The following is a 23,024-nucleotide window of genomic DNA, read 5'->3' as shown; positions in this document are numbered from 1 at the left end:
GGCGACATGGTGTCGGCGGTAGTCTTGTTCAGTGACATCTTTCGACATTCCCGAGGCACTCGTGCGGGCAGAGATCGACGAGGCGGCCCTGCGCGCCAACGCCTCCGTCCTCGCCGAACGGCTCGCCCCCGCCCGCCTCAAATGCGTCGTCAAGGCCAATGCGTACGGCCACGGCGTCGATCTCGTCGCCCCGGCTCTCTTCGCCGCCGGATGGCGCGAGTTCTGCGTGGCCACGATCCCCGAAGCACTGGAGCTGCGCGAGCTGCTCGGCCCCGAGGCCGAGATCCTCGCCTGGCTCTACGGACCCACCACCGACCTCGATGCGGCGCTGCAGGCCGATATTGCCCTCGGCGTCTCGACGCTCGGCAGCTTCGACCGCCTCGCCGAGGCGGCCCTGCGCACCGGCACCACCGCCCGACTGCATCTGAAGATCGACACCGGACTCGGCCGCAACGGCCTCGCCCCGGACGACCTCGTTCGCGCGTTCGACTGGCTGCGCAGTCATGACGAGGAACGCCGTCTCGCTGCCGACAATGCTCGACCGGGCGAGCCGAGCCACGCCGCCGCACCGGGGATCCGCATCGTCGGCATCATGAGCCACTTCGCCGTCGCCGACGAACCAGAACGCCCCGAGACCGCCGCCCAGAGCGCGGTCTTCTCCTCCGCCCACGGGCAGCTGCGGGCCGTTCTCGACGCCGCGGACGGTCGCCTCGGCGAATCGGAGGCACTCGATGTGCACATCGCGAACTCACCGGGCGCGCTCACCCTCGGTCCATGCCCGGGCACCTCGGCCAGGGTGGGGCTCGCACTCTACGGTCTCTCCCCACTCGCGGACGGAGATGCGGCTGCCCTCGGGCTGCGCCCGGCGCTGCGGCTGCTCTCGACGGTCATCAATCTCAAGGACATTCCCGCAGGTCACGGCGCTTCCTACGGGCTGACGTTCACGGCCGCGACCGACACCCGCTTCGCGCTCGTGCCCGGCGGGTACGGGGACGGGCTTCCTCGGGCGGCGTCCAACCGCGCCGAGGTGGCCATCCGCGGGCGCCGATACCCCGTCGTCGGGCGCATCGCCATGGACCAGATGATCATCGACATCGGCTGCGGGAACGACGACGTGGCCATCGGCGACGAGGTCGTCATCTTCGGCCCGGGCGGACCCAGCGCCGCCGAGTGGGGGACCTGGGCGGACACGATCAACTACGAGATCGTCACCCAGCTCAGCGCTCGCGTGGAGCGGTTCGCACGCGGGGACGGTGCAGAATCGGCCGGTACAGAGTCGACCAACGCAGAATCGACCGGCCGGCAGCCGGCCGGGGCGGACGGTGTCGAGCGATGAGGGTGCATCTCGGATCACTTGCGGACATGCGCACCTTCGCCGAGGAACTCGCCGGGCACCTGCGCGCCGGTGACCTGCTCATCCTCACAGGCAACCTCGGCGCCGGAAAGACGACGTTCACCCAGTCATTGGGGCGGGCGCTCGACGTGTCGGGACGGATCACCTCGCCGACGTTCATCATCGCCCGCGAACACCCCTCGCGCTCCGGCGGACCGGCCCTCGTCCACGTCGACGCCTACCGGCTGGCCGACGGGGAGGAGCTCGAAGACCTCGACCTCGACTCAGAACTCGATGAGTCGATCACCGTCGTCGAATGGGGAGCCGGACTGGCCGAGCAGCTGAGCACCGACTACCTCGAGATCACCATCACCCCGGTCTGGGCCGCCGACGACGCGGCTGCCGTGGTCGGCGAAGGCACGGGCGAGAACGGCCTCGTCGAACGGGCCGGCGAGGTGACTGTCGACGTAGACGACGATATCGAGGACGAACGGCGCACCGTCGACCTCACCGGTCACGGCGACTCATGGTCGGGCAGAATGGCCCGCGTGCACGCCGCGATTTCGACGCTCGAGGGCATCACAACCGAGGGAGACGCTTCATGATCATTCTCAGCATCGACACCTCGCAGTCAGCCTCCGTGGCGCTCGTCGACACCGATTCCGACACGGTCATCGCCGCCGAACAGGCTGACGACCAGCGTCGACATGTCGAGTTCATCGGGCCTGCGCTCGCTCGCGTGCTCAAGGCGGATGTGCTGCCCGAACTCGTCGTCGTGGGCATCGGGCCCGGTCCGTTCACGGGGCTGCGGGTCGGCATCGCGGCCGGCATCGCCGTCGGCCAAGCCCGCGGCATCCCCGTCAGGGGACTGCTGTCGCAGGCGGCGATCGCCGAGGAACTCCTGCGCACGACCTCGGACAGCACAATTTCCTCTGACAACGCGACCGCCTCGGACAGCGCGACCGCCACGGACAGCGCAAACGGTACGGACAGCACGCCCGGTACCGGGCATCCGGTGCTCATCGCCTCCGACGCCCGCCGCAAAGAGGTCTACTTCAGCGTCTACGATGCGGCCGATGCCTCCCTGAGCGCGGGACCGTTCGTCGCCAGGCCGTCCGAGGTCGCCGCCGTCCTCGACGAGCACGGGTATGTGTTCGACCGCATCGCTGACCGGCTCGGTCGCGGCTTCCTCCTCTACCCCGAGACCCTCGGTGCTCCGTCTCTCGAGGACCTCACGGACCCACGCGCCGACTACCTCGCCCTCGCGGCCGCACGGGAACTCGCCGCCGGTCGAGAACTGAGCGATCCGATTCCCGAATACCTCCGTGATCCCGATGCGAAACCGACTCCCGTGCGCGGAAGCTCACTGAGATGACCGCAGCGACGACCATCGCCGAGCTGCCCTGGTGGGACCTCGCCGAGGTGGCCGACCACGATGCGACCGTCTTCGGTCCCACCGCGTGGACACCCGGGTACTACTGGTCGGTCAAGGCACAGAACGGCACGATCATGCTCGCGGCCAGGACCACCTCGGCGGGGGAATCGGACTCGGCCGACACCGTCGACGGTTCGACCACGGCACAGGACACCACCGCCTCGGCGGGGGAGCTGACCGGGTGGATCGTCATGTCCGCCTCCGGTGCGGAAGCCGATGTCATGACCATCGCCACCACTGAGGCGGCCCGCGGGCGGGGCATCGGTCGGGCCCTGCTCGACGCGGGGATCGACTGGGCGAAGGACCGTGGAGCCGAGGTCGTCCACCTCGAGGTCGACGAACGCAACACCTCGGCGCTGGGCCTCTACGCCTCCCGCGGATTCGTTGAATGGGGACGGCGCCCGGACTACTATCCGGGCGCCGCGGCCGTTCTCATGCGTCTGCGGGTCGGCGACTAGGCGACCGGGGCCGCCCGCCGTTCCGTCGCCTCGGTGAGGTCGACGAGGAGAGCACCGTTGAGGCGGAAGGCCTCCATCGTCTCGTCGATGACGATCTGCTCATCGCCGCCGGTCGCTGCCACCTCGTCGAGGAGGCGGCGGTAGGAATCCTTGTACGGCTTCGTCTTGCCCAGGGCTGTGAAGTCCCACATCGTCAGGGCGGTCGCCGGCAGGCTGTAGTGCCGACCCATGAGGGTGCCGATCGCCTGGCCGCCGGAGAGATCCCCGAGGTAGCGCGTGTAATGGTGAGCGATGACCTGCTCGGGACGTTCGAGTCGTCCGAGGTGGTCGGCGTAGGCAGTGGCGCTGGGCATCACCGGCAGGTCCTCACCGCCGAGCGCGGCCAGATCGGCTGCGATGCGTTCGGACCGGAAGAGGTTCACGTCGTGGAAGGGTGCGAAGACCGAGGTGTCGGCGAACGTCCGCGACTGGGACTCGAGCACGGCGTAGATGATCTCGTACTGCTTGAGCAGGAGAGCATAGGCCCGAGTGTCCAGACGTCCTTCCATGAGGTCGACCATGAAGGTGGTGTGCTCGACCTCATCGTGGATGGTGGCAGTGCTGGCCCTGAGGCGAGCGGAGAACGGTTCAGACATGATGGCTCCTCGGGGATCACTCGGGGAATGCGGCGATCAGACTGGGACAGAACAACGGTCGCCGCGACAATGATGTGATCGTCATCATTGCCTGACTATAGCTTAGCCTAACCTGCATTTCTGGTGGTGGTCCGGACCCCAGGCCTCTGGGGTCGAAGCGGTAGGCTGGAGGCATGACACGTGTGCAATTGGCAGATACCGATCTCTCCGTCCATCCTCTTCAGTTGGGCGGCAATCCCTTCGGCTGGGGTGCGGATCGGGACCAGAGCTTTGCAGTCCTCGACGCCTATGCTGCCGCCGGCGGAAACTTCATCGACACCGCCGACGCCTACTCGGTCTGGGTCGACGGCAACTCCGGCGGAGAATCCGAGACGATCATCGGCGAATGGATGAAGGCGCGCGGCAACCGCGATGAGATGATCATCGCCACCAAGGTCGGCATGCACCCGAAGCGCAAGGGCCTCGACCCCGCGAACATCCGCAATTGCGTCGATGACTCCCTGCGACGCCTGGGCACCGATCACATCGACGTCTACTACGCCCATCTCGACGATGACGAAGTCGACCAGGTCGCCGTGGCCGAGACCTTCGACGCGCTCGTGCGCTCGGGCAAGGTCAGCTACCTCGGCGCCTCGAATTTCAGTCTTGAGAGGCTGCAGTCGGCGCGGAAGATCTCTACGAAGTTCTCCCTGGCCTGCTATCGCGTCGTCCAGGACCGGTTCAACCTCGTCTCCCGTTCCGCCGTCGACGAACAGAAGCAGGCGTACCTGCGCTCCGAAGGGATCGCCGAACTGCCGTTCCACTCCCTGGCCTCCGGGTTCCTCACCGGCAAACACACCGGAGGTGATGCCACCGGCAGCGTCCGCGGCGAACGCGTCGCTGGATTCGTCGAAGATCAGAAGGCACTCGGCGCCCTCGAGGTCCTCCACGACGTCGCCTCGACCCACTCCGCAACGATGACGGCCACGGCCATCGCCTGGCAGCTCAGCCACGACTTCATTCCCTCGACCATCGCCTCGGCTCGGGTGCCCGAACAGCTCACCGAGCTGTTGACCGGAACCGAGATGCAGCTGAGCGACGAGGAGATCACGGCACTGAACGATTCGTGGGTGGAGGAATGAGCACACCCTCCCCACGCCTCGTCAGCTGGGAGAACGGCACCGACCTCGTCATCGAGCTGCTCCTGGCACGCGATGTCGAGACCGTCTGGGATGCCCTGACCGACAGCGACACTGCGGCGGCCTGGTTCGCGCCGTTCCGCCTCGGCGAGGAATCGGCAGATGCCGGGGATGATGCCGACGTGCCCGCGTCTCGACCGATCACCTTCGAACTCGAAGACATCGACCTGAGTGGGTCGGTGCTCAGCTGCGAAGAGTATGTCCACGTGCTGCTCGAACTCGACGACTTCGGGGTGCTCGGCATCCGGCTCCTGCCGCTCGAAGGCGATTCGGGTGAGGAGACTCTGCTCGTGTTCACCCAGACCGCAGCCGATGTCGACACCGCCCGTGCGCAGGCGACCGAATTCGGACCCATGTGGGACACCCACCTGCGCCTGTTCGCGCGGACCTTCGAACTCGACGCCACCGAGGCGACCGAACCCGAACTCGACGCCACCTATTCCGACCTCGCGCTGGAGGTGGCGGATGCCGGGGACGGGACGGGCTCGGGGGACAGCACTGTTTCGGGGGACGCTGACGCGGTCGACTCTGATGGGGTCGAATCGTGAGCGAACCTCTCGTCCTCGGCATCGAATCCTCCTGCGATGAGACCGGAGTCGGCATCGTCCGCGGACGCACACTGCTGACGAACACGGTGTCCTCATCGATGGACGAACACGTCCGCTTCGGCGGGGTCGTGCCCGAGGTCGCCTCCCGCGCGCACGTGCAGGCCATCGGCCCAGCCATCGCCTCGGCGTGTGAGACCGCCGAGGTGGAGCTGTCCGACATCGACGCTGTGGCCGTCACCGCCGGGCCGGGACTGTCCGGGGCGCTCATGGTCGGTGTGGGCGCGGCCAAGGGGCTCGCCGCGGCACTGAACACACCGCTTTATGGGGTCAACCACCTCGCCGCACACGTCGCCGTCGATCTCGTCGCCGACGATGTCGACGGGCTGACCACTCCGACGATCGCGCTCCTCGTCTCCGGAGGGCACACAGAGATCCTGCGCATCGGCGATGTTGTCACCGACATCGAACTCCTCGGTGCCACGATCGATGATGCCGCAGGTGAGGCCTTCGATAAGACCGCACGCCTGTTGGGGCTGAACTACCCGGGGGGACCGAATATCTCGAAGGCCGCTCTCGGGCTGCTCGACGGCACCGGCGTCCCGGGCGATCGGAAAGCCGTGACGTTCCCGCGCGGCCTGGCGAAGAAGCAGGACCTTCGGGATCCGGAGCGTCGCTACAACTTCTCGTTCTCCGGGCTGAAGACGGCGGCCCTGCGCGAGGTGACCAAGGCCGAAACGCTCGGTGCCGACCTGCGCGTGGCCGATATCGCGGCCGGGTTCGAAGATGCCGTCGTCGACGTGCTCGTAACGAAGACCCTGCTGGCGGCGGCCGACACCGGCATCGACCATGTCGTCCTCGGTGGGGGAGTGGCCGCGAACACTCACCTGCGAGAGGTGTTGGCCACACGGTGCGCCGATGCTGGGGTGACCCTGCGCGTGCCGCCGCTGACACTGTGCACCGACAACGGAGCCATGGTCGCGGCCCTCGGTGCCGAGCTCGTCTCCCGCGGAATCGGGCCGAGTGATCTGTCCTTCGCCGCCGTCTCATCATTGGATGTCGATCATGTCCTCGTCTGAGAACACACCCGACAGCGCAGCCGATCAGAACGCTCAGGCGGCGAAGTCCACGCACCTGCCCGACGGTCGGCCGCCTCGGCGATCGGGTGACGGATGGACCTACGGATCGGACGGGCAGAAGCACTGGGGGCTCAACGGGGCCGCCGGGCTCATGCTCGTCGATCCTGAGCGTGGGGTGCTCATGCAGCATCGGGCGCTGTGGTCGGTCGAGGGCGGAACCTGGGGCTTCCCCGGCGGGGCCCGGGACATGGGGGAGTCGGCGGTCGAGGCCGCGATCCGGGAGTCCTGGGAAGAGGCCGGAGTGCCGGACCAGGACGGATCCGGCATCGAGATCGTCGAGACGCACGTCCTCGACCTCGACACCTGGTCGTACACGACGGTGATCGCGAAGACCCTGCGTCGCTTCGACGCCGTCATCAACGACCCCGAGAGCATCCAGCTGTCGTGGGTGCCGCTCGATGAGCTCGACGACTACGAACTGCACCCGGGAGTCGCCGCCGCGCTGCCGACGCTGTTGGAGCTGTTGCGCCCTCACCTGTGAGGGGCGGCTTTAGGCGGGCACGCCTGGGTTGCCGCTTGCAGGGGCAGCGGATTTGCCGCTTGGTCGCGGTTCCCGCGTTGTGAAGGGTCTCCTCGGTGGATTGTTTGGTCGTTCCACCGTGATTCCGGCGCTCAGAACGCCGCGGATCGACCAAACAACGGCGGGAACAGGCCGGTCAGCGTCACCAGCGACCGGTACGACCTTCGAGACACCGGTGGAGTGCCGAGACAACGGTGGATTGCCGAGACAACGGCGTCTGCACAGTTGTCTCGGCGCTCCACAGGTGTCTCGGCGCTCCGCTGCCCCTCAGGTGTAGGAGGTGCGCAGGTCGCCGATGAGCGAACGGGTCACCTCGGTGAGCGACCCGGTGGCACCGAAGACCTTCTGCAGGCGCTGGTAGGGGACCCCGCGTTCGATGATCGTCGTGATCGAGTGCAGCTCCTCGGTGCAGCCGAGTCGTTCGGCGACCGGGGACAGGCGCTCGATCTCATCGGCCAGGCACTCGGTGACAAGGCGCTCATCGGCCGCTGCATTCTCGATGATGATCGCATCCATTCCGTAGCGGGCGGCGCGCCATTTGTTCTCGTTGTGGAACCAGTCGGGCATCGTCGGCAGGGTCTCCCCGTTATCGAGGCGCTCGGACATGTCGTCGACGAGGCACTGGATGAACGCAGTGATCGCGAGGATCTCCTCGAGCGTCGGCAGTCCGTCGCAGACACGGACCTCGACGGTGCCCCAGTGCGGGGCGGGGCGGATGTCCCAGCGGATCTCATTGATGTGGTCGATGATGCCCGTGGTGAGCATGTCGTCGACGTACTTCTCGTAGTCGGCCCAGGTCTCGAACTGGAAAGGCAGCCCGGCAGTGGGCAGCTGCTGGAACATCATCGCCCGGTTCGAAGCATATCCGGTGTCCGTGCCGCCCCAGAACGGGGAGGAAGCGGACAGCGCCTGCAGATGCGGCACGTAGGCGAGCAGGGCGTTGACGATCGGCAGCACCTTGTCCCGGGAATCGATGCCGACGTGGACGTGGACGCCGAAGATGAGCATGTTCCGGCCCCACCACTGGGTGCGGTCGACGAGTTCGAGGTATCGGTCCTTCGCCCGGACCTCCTGTGTGTGCCACTGTGCGAACGGGTGCGTGCCCGCAGACATGAGCTCGACGCCGCGAGCCTCCGTCAGCTTCCGCAGCGCCCCGATCGAGGCGGCCAGGTCCTCGGGCGACGGTGCCCACCCGCTCGTGCACGCCGGTGACGAGTTCGATCGTGTTCGTGAGCATCTCGCCGACGATCTTCTTCTCGAAATCGGGAGCGTGCTCGGCCACATCCGCCAACAGGGTCTCGGCAGCAGGGGTCAGATCCAGGCTCTGCGAGTCCAACAGAGCCAGTTCCCATTCGACACCGAGAGTGGAGCGGGGAGAGCGTGCAAAATCGACCATGGGTCGATCATAATCGCGCACACCCGATTCCCCTGATTCGGCACTGCGTTTCGGACCGTGTCCTCCCGCGTATTCCTCAGACCGCATCGTTGTGGCACCGCGGCGCGGCAGCCATCGTTTCCGCGCAGCCCTCACGCGGCCTGTCGTGCACCGTCCTCGATCCGTCGCCCCGAATCGGTGTCGAAGAGATGCAGGCGCGCGGCATCGGGCACGACCCGGACACTGTCACCGCGGCGGATCGTCGACCGTCCGGCGACCCGCGCCACGACCGTCCTCTCTTCGCCGGGCAGGCCCGCTCGCCCGTGCACATAGGCATCGGCGCCGAGCTCCTCGACGAGGTCGACCGTGACATCGAAGCCGTGTTCACCCTCGGTGCGCAGGTCCTCGGGGCGCACCCCGACGGTGACCGTCTCACCCGTGACCTGCCCGCGCTGCTCCGCGGTGAGCTCGATCTGCACATCGCCGAGGCGCAGCGTCGATCCCTCGAGGCCGACCTCGACGAGGTTCATCGCGGGAGATCCCATGAACCCTGCGACGAAGAGGTTCGCCGGCCGGTCGTAGAGGTTCGCAGGTGTGTCCACCTGCTGCAGACGCCCGTCGGCGAGGACGGCGACGCGGTCGCCCATCGTCATCGCTTCGACCTGGTCGTGGGTGACATAGACGGTAGTCACGCCGAGGCGGCGGGTCAGCGAGGCGATCTGTGCACGCGTCTGCACCCGCAGCTTCGCATCGAGGTTCGACAGCGGCTCATCCATGAGGAAGACCTGCGGGGAGCGGACGATCGCCCGTCCCATCGCCACGCGCTGCCGCTGTCCGCCCGACAGCGCCTTGGGTTTGCGGTCGAGGAAGGGTTCGAGGTCGAGCAGCCGGGCGGCCTCCTCGACGCGTTCGTCCCGTTCCTTCTTCGCCACCCCCGCGATCTTGAGTGCGAAGGCCATGTTCTCGCGCACGCTCATGTGCGGGTAGAGCGCATAGTTCTGGAAGACCATCGCGATATCGCGTTCGCGTGGGGAGAGTGCGGTGACGTCGTTGTCGCCGATGCGGATGTGCCCGGAATCGACGGGTTCGAGTCCGGCGAGCATGCGCAGGGTCGTCGACTTCCCGCAGCCCGAGGGCCCGACGAGGACGAGGAACTCCCCGTCGTCGATGTCGAGACTGATTTCGTCGACGGAGGGCGTCAGCGCCTCGGGGTACTGACGCAGTGCTTTGTCGAAGGTGACAGTGGCCATGATGTTCTCAACCTTTCGCGGATGCGGGCGCATCCGATGATCGACGGTGATCGTGCAGTGAGGTGTTGTGCAGTGCGTTGTTGTTCATGGGGGACTGGGAGGCTCTGTGCGGAGACGGTGTCTGCGTGTAGGTCCGGTACTGCTGCCGCACCCGAGACGGTCTCGGATGCAGAGTGGCGACGAGTTCGACCGCCCATTCCGGCAGTGACCCCGTCAATGTCCACGCCGCCTGCCGGGCAGCGCCGATGGCCACGTACTCGGCTTGTTCGGGCACATCGATGGGCACGGTGAAGATGTCGCGAGCGACCTCCCGGACCGCCGGATTCCTTGCCGCTCCGCCGATGATGAGCAACCGGCGGGCCGTCAGTCCCTGTGCAAGGACCGCGTCGAGCCCGTCCGCGAGCCCGCAGAGCATGCCCTCGACGAAGGCCCGGGCGACGTTCTCGGCCGAGGCGTTGGCCAAGGTCATCCCTTCGAGCCGGGCGGTGGCATCGGGCAGGTTCGGGGTGCGCTCGCCCTCGAAATAGGGCACGAGCGTGATCCCGCTCGCCCCTGGCGTCGATGCCAGGGCCAGGGCTGCGACCTCGTCGTGGCTGATGCGCAGCAGGGTGCTCGCCGAGACGAGGACCCGCGCGGCGTTGAGAGTCGCGACCAGCGGCAGTCGCCCACCGTCGGCAGAGGCGAAGCCCGCGACCGTCCCGGTGCGATCGGCGATGGGCAGATCCGTAGTGCCGAAGACGGTGCCCGAGGTGCCGATCGAGACGACGACATCCCCCGAGGTGACCCCGAGCCCCAGTGCGGCCGCGGCATTGTCCCCGGCACCGGGCCCGACGAGGATGCCCTCGGCCGTGCGCCCGGCCGCCTCGTTGGGGGCAAGGACCCGGGGAAGGATGACCGCCGAGGCGGCACTCGGGTCGGTGCCGGAAGCTGGGTCGGTGCTCGAGCCAGTCCCCACGGCTTCACGGGCGTGCGTGCCGAAGGCGATGCGGAAGAGGTCGAGATCGTAATCGCCCGAGGCGGGGTCGAAGTAGGCGGTGCCGCTGGCATCGGAGGCGTCGGTGACAAGTGCCTCGAGGACGGGCCCGTTCGCCGAGGAACCGGCAGGTCCGTAACCGAGGATCCGCCAGGTCAGCCAATCGTGGGGGAGGGCGACGGCTGCCACCTCGGCGGCATTGGCGGGTTCGGCGTCGCGCAGCCAGCGCAGCTTTGCACCGGTGAACGAGGCCACCGGCAGGACACCGGTGCGGGCGACGAAATCCTCGGCCCCGACCTCGGCGATGAGATCCCGGGCTGCGGCATCACTGCGCAGGTCATTCCACAACAGGGCGTCGCGGACGACCCGGCCCTCGGCATCGAGGGCGACGAGGCCATGCTGTTGGCCGCTGATGCTCACAGCCGCGACGTCGTCGAGTCCGCCGGCGGCACCGATCGCCTCCTGCAGGGCGATCCACCAATACTGCGGGTCCACCTCGGTGCCGGGAGGGTGTGGTGCCGAACCGGTGCGCAGGATGTCGCCGGTGGTCGGGTCGGCGATGACGACCTTGCAGCTCTGCGTCGAGGAATCGATGCCGGCGACGAGACGGCGGGCGACGGTCATGACACCTTCTCCTCGTCGGAGGCGGACTCGGTGGGAGCAGCATCGGCGGGGTCAGGTTCGGTGGGAGCGCCATCGGCGAGCACGGCATCGGCGAGGGCGCGGTCGATGACGGCGACATCGAGGATGCCCGCCGCACACGCGGCCCGCACCGCACGGGCGCGCTCGGCACCGCGGGCGACCCCGACGGTCGTCGCGGCCCGGCGCAGCTGGTCGAGGGTGACGGCGATGACGCGATCATCGATCGTGGTCACGTCCTCACCGGAGGTATCGAAGAGACGCCCGGACACCTCGGCGACGGCGCCGTCATCGATGCCCGCCTGTCGCTGGGCGGGGGTGCATTTCTCCCACACTGAGGACAACCCCTCGGCCCATGAGGCCACGGAGACCACGGCGAGGTCGAGGTCGTCGGCGGCGGCGAGCGTGCCCGAGATCTCGGGCAGGGCACGTAGATCGGCGGCGGTCTCGGCCTCGGTGACGAGCAGCGGGGCCGGCAGACGGACCATGCTCACGGCCGGATCCTGCCCCAGCCGCGTGAAGATCTCGGAGCTGGGGCGGTGGGATTCGAGCCGCAGGGCACCGGCGAGCTGCACGATCGTGCACCGCGGCAGTGCGGGAGTGAAGGCGGCCGCAGCGTCGAGGGTGCGTGACCAGGACAGGCCGATGCGCATTCCGGCTCGGGCCTTGCGGCCGACGAGTGCGAGGGCGGCCCTGCCCATCTGCTGGGAGGCCTCGGTCTGGTCGGGGATGTCGACGATGACGACCGAGTCCAGGCCGAGGGCGGTGGCCGTGCGGTCGGTGAGGCTGTCGTCTTCGCGGGCATCGGTCTCGATCGTGATAGTGACGACCCCGGTGTCGACGGCTTCTTGGAGGAGGCGGGCGACCTGGAATCGGCTCAGCCCGTTGGCCTTGCCGATCTCGACCTTCGACCGCCCTCCGAGGTAGTGATCGCGGGCCAGCTGCGCGAGGAACCGGCGGTGGCGGGCGGTGGGTGCTGTGCTCATCGTCCTCCCTTCGGCGTCGACGGCAGTGTGTTCGCTCATATGTGAAGTCTTGCACATCTGTGTGTTCCGTGACACAGTATTGCACATATGAGCGCCGATGCTCATATGAATTTCTCGAAGCGAACCCGATGGCGGGCGGCAATCCCGCGATGATGAGGGAAGGCACAACGATGAAACACAGGATCACCGGCCGAGGCGCCACCTGGGCGGCCATCGGCATGGTCGGAGCACTCGCACTCTCCGGGTGCGGCGGGGCCGGCGGCAGCTCCAGCGGTGGGGGAGGCGATGAGGTCAATGTCCTCATGGTCAACAACCCGCAGATGCAGGACCTACAGAAGCTCACGGCCGACCACTTCACGAAGGACACCGGCATCAAGGTCAACTACACCGTGCTGCCGGAGAACGAGGTGCGGGCGAAGATCGGACAGGAGTTCGCCGCCCAAGCCGGCAACTACGACGTCGCGTCGATGTCGAACTACGAAGTCCCGACCTATGCGAACAACAAGTGGCTGACCCCGATGGACGAGGGTGTCGCCGACGCTGACGGCTTCGATCAGGACGACATCCTCACTCCCATGGCCGAATCGCTGAGCGTCGATGACACGATCTACGGTGAGCCCTTCTATGGTGAGGGCTCGTTCCTCATGTACCGCACGGACATCTTCGACAAGGCCGGAGTCGAGATGCCGGAGAACCCGACCTGGGACGAGGTCGCGAAGCTCGCGGCGAAGGTCGACGGGGCCGAGAAGGGCACGAAGGGCATCTGCCTGCGCGGTCTGCCCGGCTGGGGCGAGATGTTCGCTCCGCTGACGACCGTGGTCAACACCTTCGGCGGAACCTGGTACGACAAGGACTGGAACGCCCAGGTGGATTCGAAGGAGTTCAAAGAAGCGACGAACTTCTACGTCGACCTCATCAAGGACCACGGCGAATCCGGTGCCCCGCAGGCCGGGTACACCGAATGCCTGACGAACCTGCAGCAGGGCAAAGTCGCCATGTGGTACGACTCGACGGCCGCCACCGGCACCCTCGAGGCCGACGACTCCCCGGTCAAGGGCAAGATCGGCTATGTCGCCGCCCCGGTGAAGAAGACGGACTCGAGCTCGTGGCTCTACACCTGGGCCTGGGGCATCCAGGCCGCGGGCAAGAACCAGGACGCCGCGAAGCAGTTCGTCGCGTGGGCCTCGTCGAAGGACTACGAAGAGACGGTGGCCGAAGAACTCGGCTGGCAGCACGTTCCGGCCGGCAAACGGACCTCGACCTATGAGAACGCGGACTACCAGAAGGCCGCGAAACCCTTCTACAAGCAGACCGAGGACGCCATCAACTCGGCCGATCCGGAGAACCCGGGCACGCAGCCGCGGCCGACCCTCGGCGTGCAGTTCGTGACGATCCCGGAGTTCGCCGATCTCGCCACAGGCATCTCCGAAGACGTCAGCTCCGCCATCGCCGGACGCACCACCGCGGACAAGGCGCTGGAGAAGGGTCAGAAGGAAGCCGAGAAGGTCGGAGACAAATACAAGAAGTGACCGTGCGGTCACAGCGTTGACTGCGCAGCCTCGGGGCGGAGCGACCCCCGCCCCGAGGCGCCGGCCCCACCCGACCCAGCCCCACCACCGCCCCACAATGCGAAGGATGTTCGACGTGTCAGCACCCGCCGCCGAGCGTACATCGAGACCGATCACGCCGCCGAAGACTCCAGCCAAGGACCGATGGCTCAAACGCGCGCCCATGCTCCCGGCGCTGATCTTCGTCATCATCGTCACCCAGATCCCGTTCGCGATCACCATCATCATCTCGTTCATGAACTGGAACGCGGCCTATCCCGATGACATCGCCTTCGGCACGCTCCAGAACTACGTCACCGTGTTCACCGATGCGAACCTGCTGCGCGCCGTGTTCGTCACCGTCGGGCTCACCGTCGGGGTGGTGCTCGCCTCGGCGCTGTTGGGTCTGGGCATCGCCCTGCTGCTCGACCGGAAGTTCATCGGCCGGGGATTCGTCCGCACCCTGATGATCACCCCGTTCCTCGTCGTGCCCGTGGCCGCGGCGCTGCTGTTCAAGCACGCGATCTTCAACCCCTCGTACGGTCTGCTCAACGGACTGCTGACCGTGGTCTTCGGTGACAACGCCCCGCAGCCGGACCTCATGTCGTCCTCGCCGCTGCTGGGCATCGGGCTCGTGCTCGTGTGGCAGTGGACGCCGTTCATGATGCTCATCATGCTCGCCGGACTCCAGTCACGGCCGATGGACGTCTACGAGGCGGCCCTCGTCGACGGCGCCGGACCCTGGCAGACCTTCCGCTTCATCACCCTGCCGCACCTGCGCCGCTACATCGAACTCGCCGCCCTGCTCGGCACGATCTACATCGTCCAGAACTTCGACATGGTCTTCACCATGACCTCCGGCGGACTGGGCACCGCCACCCTGCCCTACGTCATCTACCAGGAGTTCTTCGTCGCCCAGGACTACGGAGTCTCCTCGGCCGTCGGCGTCATCGTCGTCATCGCCTCGCTGATCATTGCGACCTTCGCCCTGCGCACCGCATCCACCCTGCTCAAGGAGGAGAACTCATGAGCGCCCCCGAGACACAGGCGACCCTGAGCACCCGCCCCGAACCCGGCATCACCCCCACCCCGACCGAACCCGGCTCACCCGGTTCCGGCGGGCCGCCTCGGCGGAAGGCGAACGCACCGAGGCGGCCCGGCCAAGGACGGACCGGAAAGATCCTGCTCGGCCTGCTGGCCTGGCTCGTCGGGCTGCTGTTCGTCTCGCCGCTGCTGTGGATGCTGCTGACCAGCCTCCACACCGAGACCGACGCCTCGACGAACCCGCCGAGCTTCTTCGCCCCGCTGACCCTCGACTCGTATGTGAACTTCTTCGGCGGCGGCAACGGCGCGAACCCGTGGCCGTTCCTCATCAACTCCGCCGTGGCCGCGATCGTCTCGACCCTCATCGTCCTCGTGCTCTCGACGATGGCCGCGTACTCCCTGGCCATCCGCCGCATCGAACGCTGGTCCGATGTGCTCTTCTTCCTGCTGTCGACGAAGATGCTGCCGATGGTCGCGGGCCTCCTGCCCGTCTACCTCGTTGCGAAATCAACCGGCATCCTCGACACCTGGCTGCTGCTCATCATCATCTACTCGGCGATGAACATGCCGATCGCGGTGTGGATGATGCGCTCCTTCCTCGCCGAGGTGCCCATCGAGGTCCTCGAAGCCGCCGAACTCGACGGGGCGAGGCTGCCGCGTGTGTTCGTGCAGATCCTGCTGCCGCTGACCGCGCCGGGACTGGCCGCCACCGCGCTCATCTGCTTCATCTTCTCGTGGAACGAACTCCTCTTCGCCACCGTGCTCACCTCGACCGCAGCGTCGACGGCGCCGGTGTTCCTCACGAGCTTCGTCACCTCCCAGGGGCTGTTCCTGTCCCAGGTGTGCGCGGCCTCGCTCATCATCTCCGTGCCGGTGCTCGTCGCCGGAATCGCCGCCCAGGACAAACTCGTCCAGGGCCTGTCCATGGGAGCCGTCAAATGACCGCATCGACCACTGCCGGAAACTCCGATCCCCGCCGAGGCGGCCCCACCGTGGCCCTGTCCGCGCAGAACCTCGCCCTGTCCGCGCAGAATCTCGCCGAGGCGGCCGACCGCGGCATCGCCGTGCCCACCTATGATCGGTCGGCCGTGCGGCCGGGCATCGTCCACTTCGGCGTCGGGGGATTCCACCGAGCACATATGGCGATGGTCCTCGATGACCTCATGGAGGCGGGTCTGGCCGCCGACTGGGGGATCGTCGGCGCCGGAGTGCTGCCCCATGATGTCGGGATGCGTGATGCTCTGGCCGGCCAGGATCACCTCTACACGCTCACCCTCAAACACCCGGACGGGGCCAAGGAGCGGCGGGTCATCGGGTCGATCATCGACTACCGGTTCGGCCCAGACGATCCTGCCGGCCTCCTCGACCTGCTGACCGATCCGACGATCCGAATCGTCTCGCTCACCGTCACCGAGGGCGGCTACAACGTCAACCCCGTCACCGGGGATTTCATCACCGACGAGCCAGCGATCGCCGCAGACGTCGAAGCACTGCGCGCCGGTGCACTGCCGGCGACCGTCTTCGGGTATGTCGTGGCTGCTCTGCGGCAGCGACGGGAGGCCGGGACACCGGCGTTCACGGTGCAGTCGTGTGACAACATCTCGGAGAACGGTGAGGTCGCCGCGAAGATGTTCACCGCCTTCGCCCGCCTCGTCGATGACGAGTTGGCTGACTGGATCGAGACGAACGTCGCCTTCCCGAATTCGATGGTCGACCGCATCACCCCGGCCACCACCGATGATGACCGAGCCGATCTGCTCAACGAGACCGGTGTCGTCGACGCCTGGCCGGTCGTGGCCGAACCCTTCTTCCAATGGGTGCTCGAAGACGCCTTCACCGACGGTCGCCCGCCGTACGAACGGGCCCGGGTGCAGGTCGTGACCGATGTGCGGCCCTATGAGCACATGAAGCTGCGGCTGCTCAACTCCGGACACCAGGGGCTGGCGTACTTCGGGCTGCTCGCCGGATACACCTACGCGCATGAGGCGATGGAGAATCCGGACATCGCGACCTACCTGCGCCGGTACATGGACGACGAGGGCACCCCGAGCCTGGCACCCCTGCCCGGTATCGACCTCGAGGAGTACAAGGACACGCTCATCGAGCGGTTCAGCAACCCGGAGATCCGGGACACCCTGGCCCGCCTGGGCGCGGAGTCTTCCGACCGCATCCCCAAATGGCTCCTGCCGGTCGTCAGAGACAACCTCGCCTCCGGTCACCCCGTCGAAGTGGCAGCGGCGATCTGTGCCTCCTGGGCCCGCTACGCCGAAGGGCACGATGAGACCGGCGGTCGGTTCACCATCGTCGACCGCTACGCCGAGAAGCTTCAGGCGGTCGCGGGCACACAGGATACTGACCCGCTCGCCTTCATTCGGCAGAAGCAGTTCTTCGGGGATCTGGCCGAAGACCCGCGCTTCACCGAACCGTACCTCGCGGCACTGACATCACTGCACGAACGCGGTGCGAAGGAGACTGTCCGGCGCCTGGCCGCCGGCGAAGCGCTGTGATCCAGGCTCGAGAACGCTGAGGGGGTCGGTCCGAACAGGTCGGCGCTGCCCGGTGATGGGCCTGTCCTCGTGATCAGTCGATTGGGCGCCGAGTCAGGTTCAGCGTCTAGCATGGAGACATGTTGCGTTCTCGCCTGAGCATTCTGGCCCTGACCACGACTCTCGCGCTCGTCGGCTGTTCCGGCGGGACCTCGTCGTCCGATGCAGAGACGAGCGATGCGAAACCGACCGCAGACTCCGGTTCCGCCGCGCAGGCCGCGCCGGAGACCGAGACGGATCTCGATGATCCCGCAGACGCGGATCCGTCCGATTACCAGGACGAGGCCGCCGAGATCGTCGACGGCTTCTCCGACGACGAACTCGCCGGTTCTCTCATCATCGGCACCTGGAACGGCACGGACACGCAGACTCCGGTGGACATGATCAAGCAGAACCACCTCGGCGGGGTCATCGTCATGGGGTACAACCTGTCGGAGAATCCGACGTCGAAGCAGGTCACAGAACTGACGAAGCAGATCTCGGGGGCTCGCACCAAGGGCCAGCCCGTGTCGATCGGCGTCGACCAGGAGGGCGGCCCAGTGTCCCGGCTGAGCTCGGCGGCACTGCCGTTCCCACCGCTCATGGCCCTGGCCGCCACCGATGACTCCGATCTCATCACCGAGGCGACGACGGTGCAGGGGCAGAACCTCACCGACCTCGGATTCACCATCGACTTCGCGCCCGACTCCGACGTCACCGTGGGGCCGAAGGACAAAGCGATCAACGTCCGCTCGGCCGGCACTGACCACAAGGACGCGGCCGAGGTGGTCGCTGACGCCGTCGACGGGTACGAAGCCGGCGGAGTCGGCAGCTCGGCGAAGCATTTCCCCGGCCACGGCCGCCTCGGCGTGGATTCGCATGAGAGCCTGCCCGTGTCGGAGAAGTCGATCAACGAGCTCGAAGACACGGACCTGCGGCCATTCAAGTCCGCAGTCAAGGCAGGCGTGCCGATGGTGATGATGGGTCACATCGGCCTGCCCGATGCGACAACCACCCCGGCCACGCTCAACGAGAAGGCGTATTCGGCGCTGCGGGACAAGCTCGACTTCGACGGCGTGATCATCACCGACGCTCTGAACATGAAGGCCGTGCCGCAGAACCTCAAGGGCGGGGAGACTGTCAAGGCGCTCGCGGCCGGCGCGGACCTCGCGCTCATGCCCCCGGATTCGGGCGCCGCGCAGAAGGCGATCGTCAAGGCGATGAGCGATGGGACGCTGAAGAAGAAGGACCTCGAGGAGAAGTCCGAACGCGTCGTCGCCATGCAGCTGGCTACCGCCGAAGCGCAGAAGAGCGTGAAGGCCGGGACAGAATCGGGGGGATCCGGGAACGGTTCCGACGCGAAGAAGACCCTCACCGAGGTGGCCGAGAAGTCCCTGACCGTGCTCAAGGGCGAATGCTCCTTCGACGGCACCGATTCGATCTCGATCGTCGGCGGCAGCGACAAGGAGAAAGCGGAGCTGACGAAGGCGGCCGAGGACGTCGGGTTGAGCGTCGGATCGGGCGGAACCTCCGTGAGCCTGAGCCCCTCGACCTCGGCGGATGTCGCCGTCGGCACCGCTGCCCCGTGGACGATGCGCAGCACCTCGGCGAAGTCGGCGGTGACCGCCTACGACTCGAATCCCTACGCTCTGAAAGCCGTGGCGAAATGGCTCAAGGGCGATTTCAAGGCATCAGGCCAGCTGCCCGCTGAGTACGAGGGCAGCGACAAAGCCCCCGACTGCGGGTGAGCAGAGAAAACCCCTCGCCGGCGAGAGTGCCGGCGAGGGGTTCTGCCCGAGTCCGATCAGAGCACGCGGATGAACTGAGCGCCCTGCGCGGTCATCCAATCGACGCTGCGGTAGCTGGTATCCACGCTCGAGTTGCCTGCGTCGTACATCATGCCGTCGCCCGCGTAGATGCCGACATGGCCCTGTGTCCAGATGATGTCGCCGGCCTTCGCCTCGGAGGCCGAGACGGTCTGCCCTGCGCCCTTCTGTGCCGAAGACGTGCGCGGCAGATTCACGCCGACCTTGCCGTAGACGTACGAGGTGTAGCCGGAGCAGTCCCATCCGCTGGGCGAGGTGCCGCCGGAGACGTATGGAGTGCCGACGTACTGCTTCGCGATGGCGATGACCTGCTCGGCCTTCGACCCGTCGGGAACCTTGACGTCTCCGGAACCGGAGTCCGCTCCGTCGTCCTTGCTCTTGTCCTTGCCTGAATCCGAGGGAGCGTCATCGTCGGATGACTTCTTGGGAGCGGCCGACTCCTTCGGCTCGTCGGCAGTCTTCTCTGTCGACTTCGAGTCGTCGGAGGTCTTGTCGTCAGTCTGCGAGGCAGGTGCCGGCTTGGGCTTGGGCTTCGGCTTGGGAGCCGCCTCGGCGGTGACGCCGCCAGTGTCGACGGTGACCGCAGCCGCCTGATCGCCGGACTTCGATTCGCTGTCGACGTCGACGGTCGGTGCCTGATTCTTGAACTCGACCGGTGCTTGCTTCTCGGTCTCGGCCGAGACCGAGGCCTGGTCATCGGTTCCCTGGCCCGCGGCGGGAAGGACTGCTGCGGTGAGCAGACCGCCACTGGCGGCCACGACTGCAGCCCGGCGGCCGAATGCTCCGGAGTTCGCAGCGAGCATTTCGCTCAGCTCGGTCAGCGGTGTCTTGGCCTTGGTAGCGGCGGCGCGGCGGCCGTGTTGCTTAGGTGCCACGGTTTCCTCTCATTGCCTGTCTGATCATTGCCTGTCTGGATGAAACGATAACCACCACTGTAACGAAGTTGTGATCTTATGTCACGTTATTGTTACAAAAGGATTCTCGGTGCTGTTTCGCGATATTGATCCAGGTCAGAGGGTTGGTGGTGGCATAATCGGTGGTGAGAGGGGTGTGGTTTGAGTCCAGTCGTGCGGTGGTGTCGATGCGTGTTTCTCGCTCTGAATAACGTTTCGTGACATTCGCGGACCTCGAACCACTGCGCCTCAGAGGCTGTCGCGAAGCAACTCAAGGGCGAGCTCGGGGCAACTGGACAGCCCCTCGCGGAAGACGACGGAGGAGACGAGACCTCGAAGGGCTTAGGCAGATGCCTCATTCTTTGGTCGATCCACCGCGCTCCGCCCGCCCAGAACGCGGTGGATCGACCAAAGAATCCGGGGGACGCGGGAGCAGCTCTGGTCTTCAGACCCCGGTCTCGACGGGGTGGGCGGGGTCGGAGGACCAGCCCGACCAACTGGCGGGGTAGAGGCTCGCTTCCACTCCGAGGCTCGCCAGGGCCAGGGCGTTGTGACAGGCGGTGACGCCGGAGCCGCAGTAGACACCGACCGGCTGATCAAGCGCTCCGAGGTCTGAGAAGCGCTTGATCAGGTCCGGTTCGGGCAGGAACGTCCCCGCTGGGACGTTATCGGTGGCCGGGGCGTTCTTCGCCCCAGGGATGTGTCCGGCTTGCGGGTCCAGTGGTTCGGTCTCTCCGCGGAAGCGCTCGCCGGCCCGGGCATCGAGCAGGACTCCGTTCCATTCGGCGGCATCGTCGGCGTCGATGACGGGCAGCGAGCCGGGGGAGATCGTCACCGGACTCGGCTCCACCACACGAGAGTCACCGGTCTCGAGCTCACCGCCGGCCTCCCGGTAGGCGGCCAGCCCACCGTCGAGGACGCGTGCGTTCAACCCGGCCCACCGCAGCAGCCACCAGGCCCGGGCCGCCCCGAGCGAGGAATTGTCGTCATAGACCACGACCTCGGTGTCGGCCCCAATGCCCCATGCGCGCACGGTCTCCTGGAAATCCTCGGGACTCGGCAGCGGGTGCCGCCCGGCCGTGGGGTCGGTGCTGCTGTGGTCAGCGAGCTCGGTATCGAGGTCGACGTAGATCGCGCCGGGGATGTGCCCGGCGGCGAAGTCGTCCCGGCCATCGGGTTTGTGCAGGGTCCAGCGGACGTCGAGCAGCCTCGGCGCCGGTGTCGATGCAGTGCTCGATGCCAGTCGGCTGAGCAGCTCATCGGCGGTGATGAGGACGTCGGAGCGGGTCATGGTGCCTCCTTCTGCGGGTGTCGGGCAGCGTAGCGGGTGAGCGGTGCGGCCGTCGCGAGGGCCCTCACACCGGATGCGTGAGCAGGACGACGTGCTTGTCGCCGAGGCGGGTGAACACGAGTGTCGCCTTGTCGCCCTTGGGCAGCTTGAGCTGACGGCGCACCTGGTCAGGAATGATGTCGGCGCCGCGCTTCTTGATCACGACCGAGCCGATGCCGCGGGCGACGAGAGCCTTGCGCAGGCTCGGGATCTTCGCGGGCAGAACGTCGACGATCTCAAAGGCGGTGGTCCCGGCGGCGGCCGGTCCGCTCGGTTCGACGTCGGTGGTCAGATACGCGATCGTCGGGTTGATCCGACGCGCCTGCAGGGGTGCGCACAGGGCGGTGACGAGGCCGGCGCGCACGATCGCACCGTCGGGCTCGAGCAGGTACTGACCGAGTTCCCCGATTCCCGCTTCGTCCGAATCGGGCAGGTCGTCCTCGTGGACGAGCAGGGTGCGCTCGCCCATGATCAGTGCGCTGCGGCCGGGACGTTGACGGGCGGCGCCGAAGTAGAGGCAGACCTCGACGACCTCGCCGCTGTGGGAGACCCATTGGGCCTCGGCATCGCCAGGGATGAGGCCGTGGTCGAGGGCGGGGCCGAGCTTCACTCCGGCGGCCTTCGCCGCGCTCGCCTGCTCGATGACCCAGGACAGGGAGGGGGAGAAGGCCTCGGGGTCGGTGATGCGCGCAGTCGATCCGCGCTTGTCGGCCTTGCCGATCGTGCGCCGGGCAGGGTCGAACCACAGGCCGTCGAAGCCCGTGAGGTCGACGTCCTCGGCGCGGGCGTGCTCGACTGCGGCGTCGGGGAGGTGGCGGAGGTTGAAGGCGGCGATGGCGGCCGTGACCTCGTCGGCGTCGACGGCGGACACGTGCGCCCCCATCCCGGCGAAGGCAACCGCGTCCGCACCGATGCCGCACCCGAGGTCGGCGATGCGGAACGCCGCGTCGTCCGGCACCTCGCCGATGAGGCGGCGGGCGTGGTGGGCGGCGACCGGCAGCCGGGTCGCCTGGGCGAGCCCGTCGCGGGTGAAGAGCATGTCCTCGGCGAAGGGACCGAGCTTCGCGGCCGCCTCCTTGCGCAGCTGAGCCTGAGTGAGCAGGGCGGCGGTCACCTCGGCGGAATAGCCCTCCTTCCGCAGCGCCTTCGACCGGGCGAGGTCGTCCTCGGGCAGATCGTCGATGCGATCGAGCCGGTCGAGCACGGCGACGTCGAGCAGTTCGGTCAGAGTCTGCGGATCCATAGCCTTAACCCTATCGTCCGCGGGGTGGCAGCAGATACCTCGCCGAGGTGGCCCCAGCGTCCGTCCGGATGCGGGCCGGTCCGCCCGGGCGCGGCCGGGTCCGTATGCGCAGCTGCGGGACGGTCTGTCCGACCCGATGCTGCCTGGTCC

General features: G+C 67.2%; 20 protein-coding genes and 1 pseudogene. 13 read left to right on the top strand and 8 right to left on the bottom strand.

What is annotated here, in order from left to right; all coding sequences use genetic code 11:
* Positions 1-31 precede the first annotated feature (31 nt).
* The 4 genes from alr to GUY23_RS13705 are packed head-to-tail and all read left to right on the top strand — an operon-like array spanning position 32 to position 3,226.
* A complete protein-coding gene (gene alr / locus GUY23_RS13720) occupies positions 32-1,336 on the top strand; it encodes an alanine racemase (protein ID WP_166973172.1) in 1,305 nt (434 codons plus the stop codon).
* Positions 1,333-1,938, top strand: a complete 606-nt coding sequence (gene tsaE, locus GUY23_RS13715) for a tRNA (adenosine(37)-N6)-threonylcarbamoyltransferase complex ATPase subunit type 1 TsaE (RefSeq protein WP_166973169.1) — start codon at positions 1,333-1,335, stop codon at positions 1,936-1,938. The genes alr and tsaE overlap by 4 nt, the downstream gene beginning before the upstream one ends.
* Positions 1,935-2,708 carry a tRNA (adenosine(37)-N6)-threonylcarbamoyltransferase complex dimerization subunit type 1 TsaB gene (tsaB, locus tag GUY23_RS13710; RefSeq protein WP_166973167.1) on the top strand — a complete coding sequence of 258 codons (774 nt, stop codon included), beginning with the start codon at positions 1,935-1,937 and terminating at the stop codon, positions 2,706-2,708. The genes tsaE and tsaB overlap by 4 nt, the downstream gene beginning before the upstream one ends.
* Positions 2,705-3,226, top strand: a complete 522-nt coding sequence (locus GUY23_RS13705) for a GNAT family N-acetyltransferase (RefSeq protein WP_166973165.1) — start codon at positions 2,705-2,707, stop codon at positions 3,224-3,226. Before tsaB ends, GUY23_RS13705 begins: the two co-directional genes overlap by 4 nt.
* On the opposite strand, the gene GUY23_RS13700 is transcribed toward GUY23_RS13705, so the two are convergent.
* On the bottom strand, positions 3,223-3,861 hold the full coding sequence (locus GUY23_RS13700; RefSeq protein ID WP_166973163.1) for a biliverdin-producing heme oxygenase: 639 nt from the start codon (positions 3,859-3,861) through the stop codon (positions 3,223-3,225). The two genes, GUY23_RS13705 and GUY23_RS13700, sit on opposite strands and share 4 nt — an antisense overlap.
* Before the next feature lie 173 nt (positions 3,862-4,034).
* Here GUY23_RS13700 and GUY23_RS13695 point away from each other — a divergent pair, with 173 nt between their 5' ends.
* The 4 genes from GUY23_RS13695 to GUY23_RS13680 are packed head-to-tail and all read left to right on the top strand — an operon-like array spanning position 4,035 to position 7,204.
* A complete protein-coding gene (locus GUY23_RS13695) occupies positions 4,035-4,982 on the top strand; it encodes an aldo/keto reductase (protein ID WP_228282342.1) in 948 nt (315 codons plus the stop codon).
* Positions 4,979-5,587: an SRPBCC family protein gene (locus tag GUY23_RS13690; RefSeq protein ID WP_166973161.1), complete on the top strand. Its 609-nt coding sequence runs from the start codon at positions 4,979-4,981 to the stop codon at positions 5,585-5,587. The genes GUY23_RS13695 and GUY23_RS13690 overlap by 4 nt, the downstream gene beginning before the upstream one ends.
* Entirely contained in the window at positions 5,584-6,663 is a 1,080-nt protein-coding gene (tsaD, locus tag GUY23_RS13685; protein WP_166973159.1) for a tRNA (adenosine(37)-N6)-threonylcarbamoyltransferase complex transferase subunit TsaD, read from the top strand. The genes GUY23_RS13690 and tsaD overlap by 4 nt, the downstream gene beginning before the upstream one ends.
* A complete protein-coding gene (locus GUY23_RS13680) occupies positions 6,650-7,204 on the top strand; it encodes an NUDIX domain-containing protein (RefSeq protein WP_166973157.1) in 555 nt (184 codons plus the stop codon). Before tsaD ends, GUY23_RS13680 begins: the two co-directional genes overlap by 14 nt.
* 306 nt (positions 7,205-7,510) lie before the next feature.
* Here GUY23_RS13680 and GUY23_RS13675 read toward each other — a convergent pair.
* The 4 genes and pseudogenes from GUY23_RS13675 to GUY23_RS13660 all read right to left on the bottom strand — a co-directional run bounded on the left by GUY23_RS13675 (position 7,511) and on the right by GUY23_RS13660 (position 12,505).
* Positions 7,511-8,639 (bottom strand): annotated as a pseudogene (locus tag GUY23_RS13675) (glutamate--cysteine ligase).
* A gap of 131 nt (positions 8,640-8,770) precedes the next feature.
* Positions 8,771-9,868 (bottom strand): ABC transporter ATP-binding protein, encoded by a 1,098-nt coding sequence (locus GUY23_RS13670; protein WP_166973155.1) that lies wholly within the window; start codon positions 9,866-9,868, stop codon positions 8,771-8,773.
* A gap of 7 nt (positions 9,869-9,875) precedes the next feature.
* On the bottom strand, positions 9,876-11,465 hold the full coding sequence (locus GUY23_RS13665) for a xylulokinase (RefSeq protein WP_166973153.1): 1,590 nt from the start codon (positions 11,463-11,465) through the stop codon (positions 9,876-9,878).
* Positions 11,462-12,505, bottom strand: a complete 1,044-nt coding sequence (locus GUY23_RS13660) for a sugar-binding domain-containing protein (protein WP_166973151.1) — start codon at positions 12,503-12,505, stop codon at positions 11,462-11,464. The genes GUY23_RS13665 and GUY23_RS13660 overlap by 4 nt, the downstream gene beginning before the upstream one ends.
* A gap of 131 nt (positions 12,506-12,636) precedes the next feature.
* Between GUY23_RS13660 and GUY23_RS13655 the strand changes: the two genes are divergently transcribed.
* From GUY23_RS13655 to GUY23_RS13635, 5 genes are all read left to right on the top strand, one after another.
* Entirely contained in the window at positions 12,637-13,995 is a 1,359-nt protein-coding gene (locus GUY23_RS13655; RefSeq protein ID WP_166973149.1) for an ABC transporter substrate-binding protein, read from the top strand.
* 106 nt (positions 13,996-14,101) lie between these two features.
* Positions 14,102-15,043: a carbohydrate ABC transporter permease gene (locus GUY23_RS13650; RefSeq protein ID WP_407647363.1), complete on the top strand. Its 942-nt coding sequence runs from the start codon at positions 14,102-14,104 to the stop codon at positions 15,041-15,043.
* On the top strand, positions 15,040-15,999 hold the full coding sequence (locus GUY23_RS13645) for a carbohydrate ABC transporter permease (protein ID WP_228282338.1): 960 nt from the start codon (positions 15,040-15,042) through the stop codon (positions 15,997-15,999). Before GUY23_RS13650 ends, GUY23_RS13645 begins: the two co-directional genes overlap by 4 nt.
* Positions 15,996-17,564: a mannitol dehydrogenase family protein gene (locus GUY23_RS13640; protein ID WP_166973145.1), complete on the top strand. Its 1,569-nt coding sequence runs from the start codon at positions 15,996-15,998 to the stop codon at positions 17,562-17,564. The genes GUY23_RS13645 and GUY23_RS13640 overlap by 4 nt, the downstream gene beginning before the upstream one ends.
* A gap of 119 nt (positions 17,565-17,683) precedes the next feature.
* Complete coding sequence (locus GUY23_RS13635) at positions 17,684-19,330, top strand: glycoside hydrolase family 3 N-terminal domain-containing protein (protein ID WP_228282336.1); 1,647 nt, start codon at positions 17,684-17,686, stop codon at positions 19,328-19,330.
* Positions 19,331-19,386: 56 nt separating this feature from the next.
* Here the strand turns inward: GUY23_RS13635 and GUY23_RS13630 are convergent, their stop codons facing one another.
* From GUY23_RS13630 to GUY23_RS13620, 3 genes are all read right to left on the bottom strand, one after another.
* On the bottom strand, positions 19,387-20,283 hold the full coding sequence (locus GUY23_RS13630) for a C40 family peptidase (RefSeq protein WP_166973143.1): 897 nt from the start codon (positions 20,281-20,283) through the stop codon (positions 19,387-19,389).
* 463 nt (positions 20,284-20,746) lie between these two features.
* Complete coding sequence (locus GUY23_RS13625; RefSeq protein WP_166973141.1) at positions 20,747-21,592, bottom strand: sulfurtransferase; 846 nt, start codon at positions 21,590-21,592, stop codon at positions 20,747-20,749.
* Between the two features lie 64 nt (positions 21,593-21,656).
* Complete coding sequence (locus tag GUY23_RS13620; RefSeq protein ID WP_166973139.1) at positions 21,657-22,874, bottom strand: class I SAM-dependent methyltransferase; 1,218 nt, start codon at positions 22,872-22,874, stop codon at positions 21,657-21,659.
* Between the last annotated feature and the right edge of the window lie 150 nt (positions 22,875-23,024).

The organism is Brevibacterium atlanticum, assembly GCF_011617245.1.
GTDB lineage: Bacteria > Actinomycetota > Actinomycetes > Actinomycetales > Brevibacteriaceae > Brevibacterium > Brevibacterium atlanticum.
This window is presented reverse-complemented; position numbering and strand designations above follow the sequence as displayed.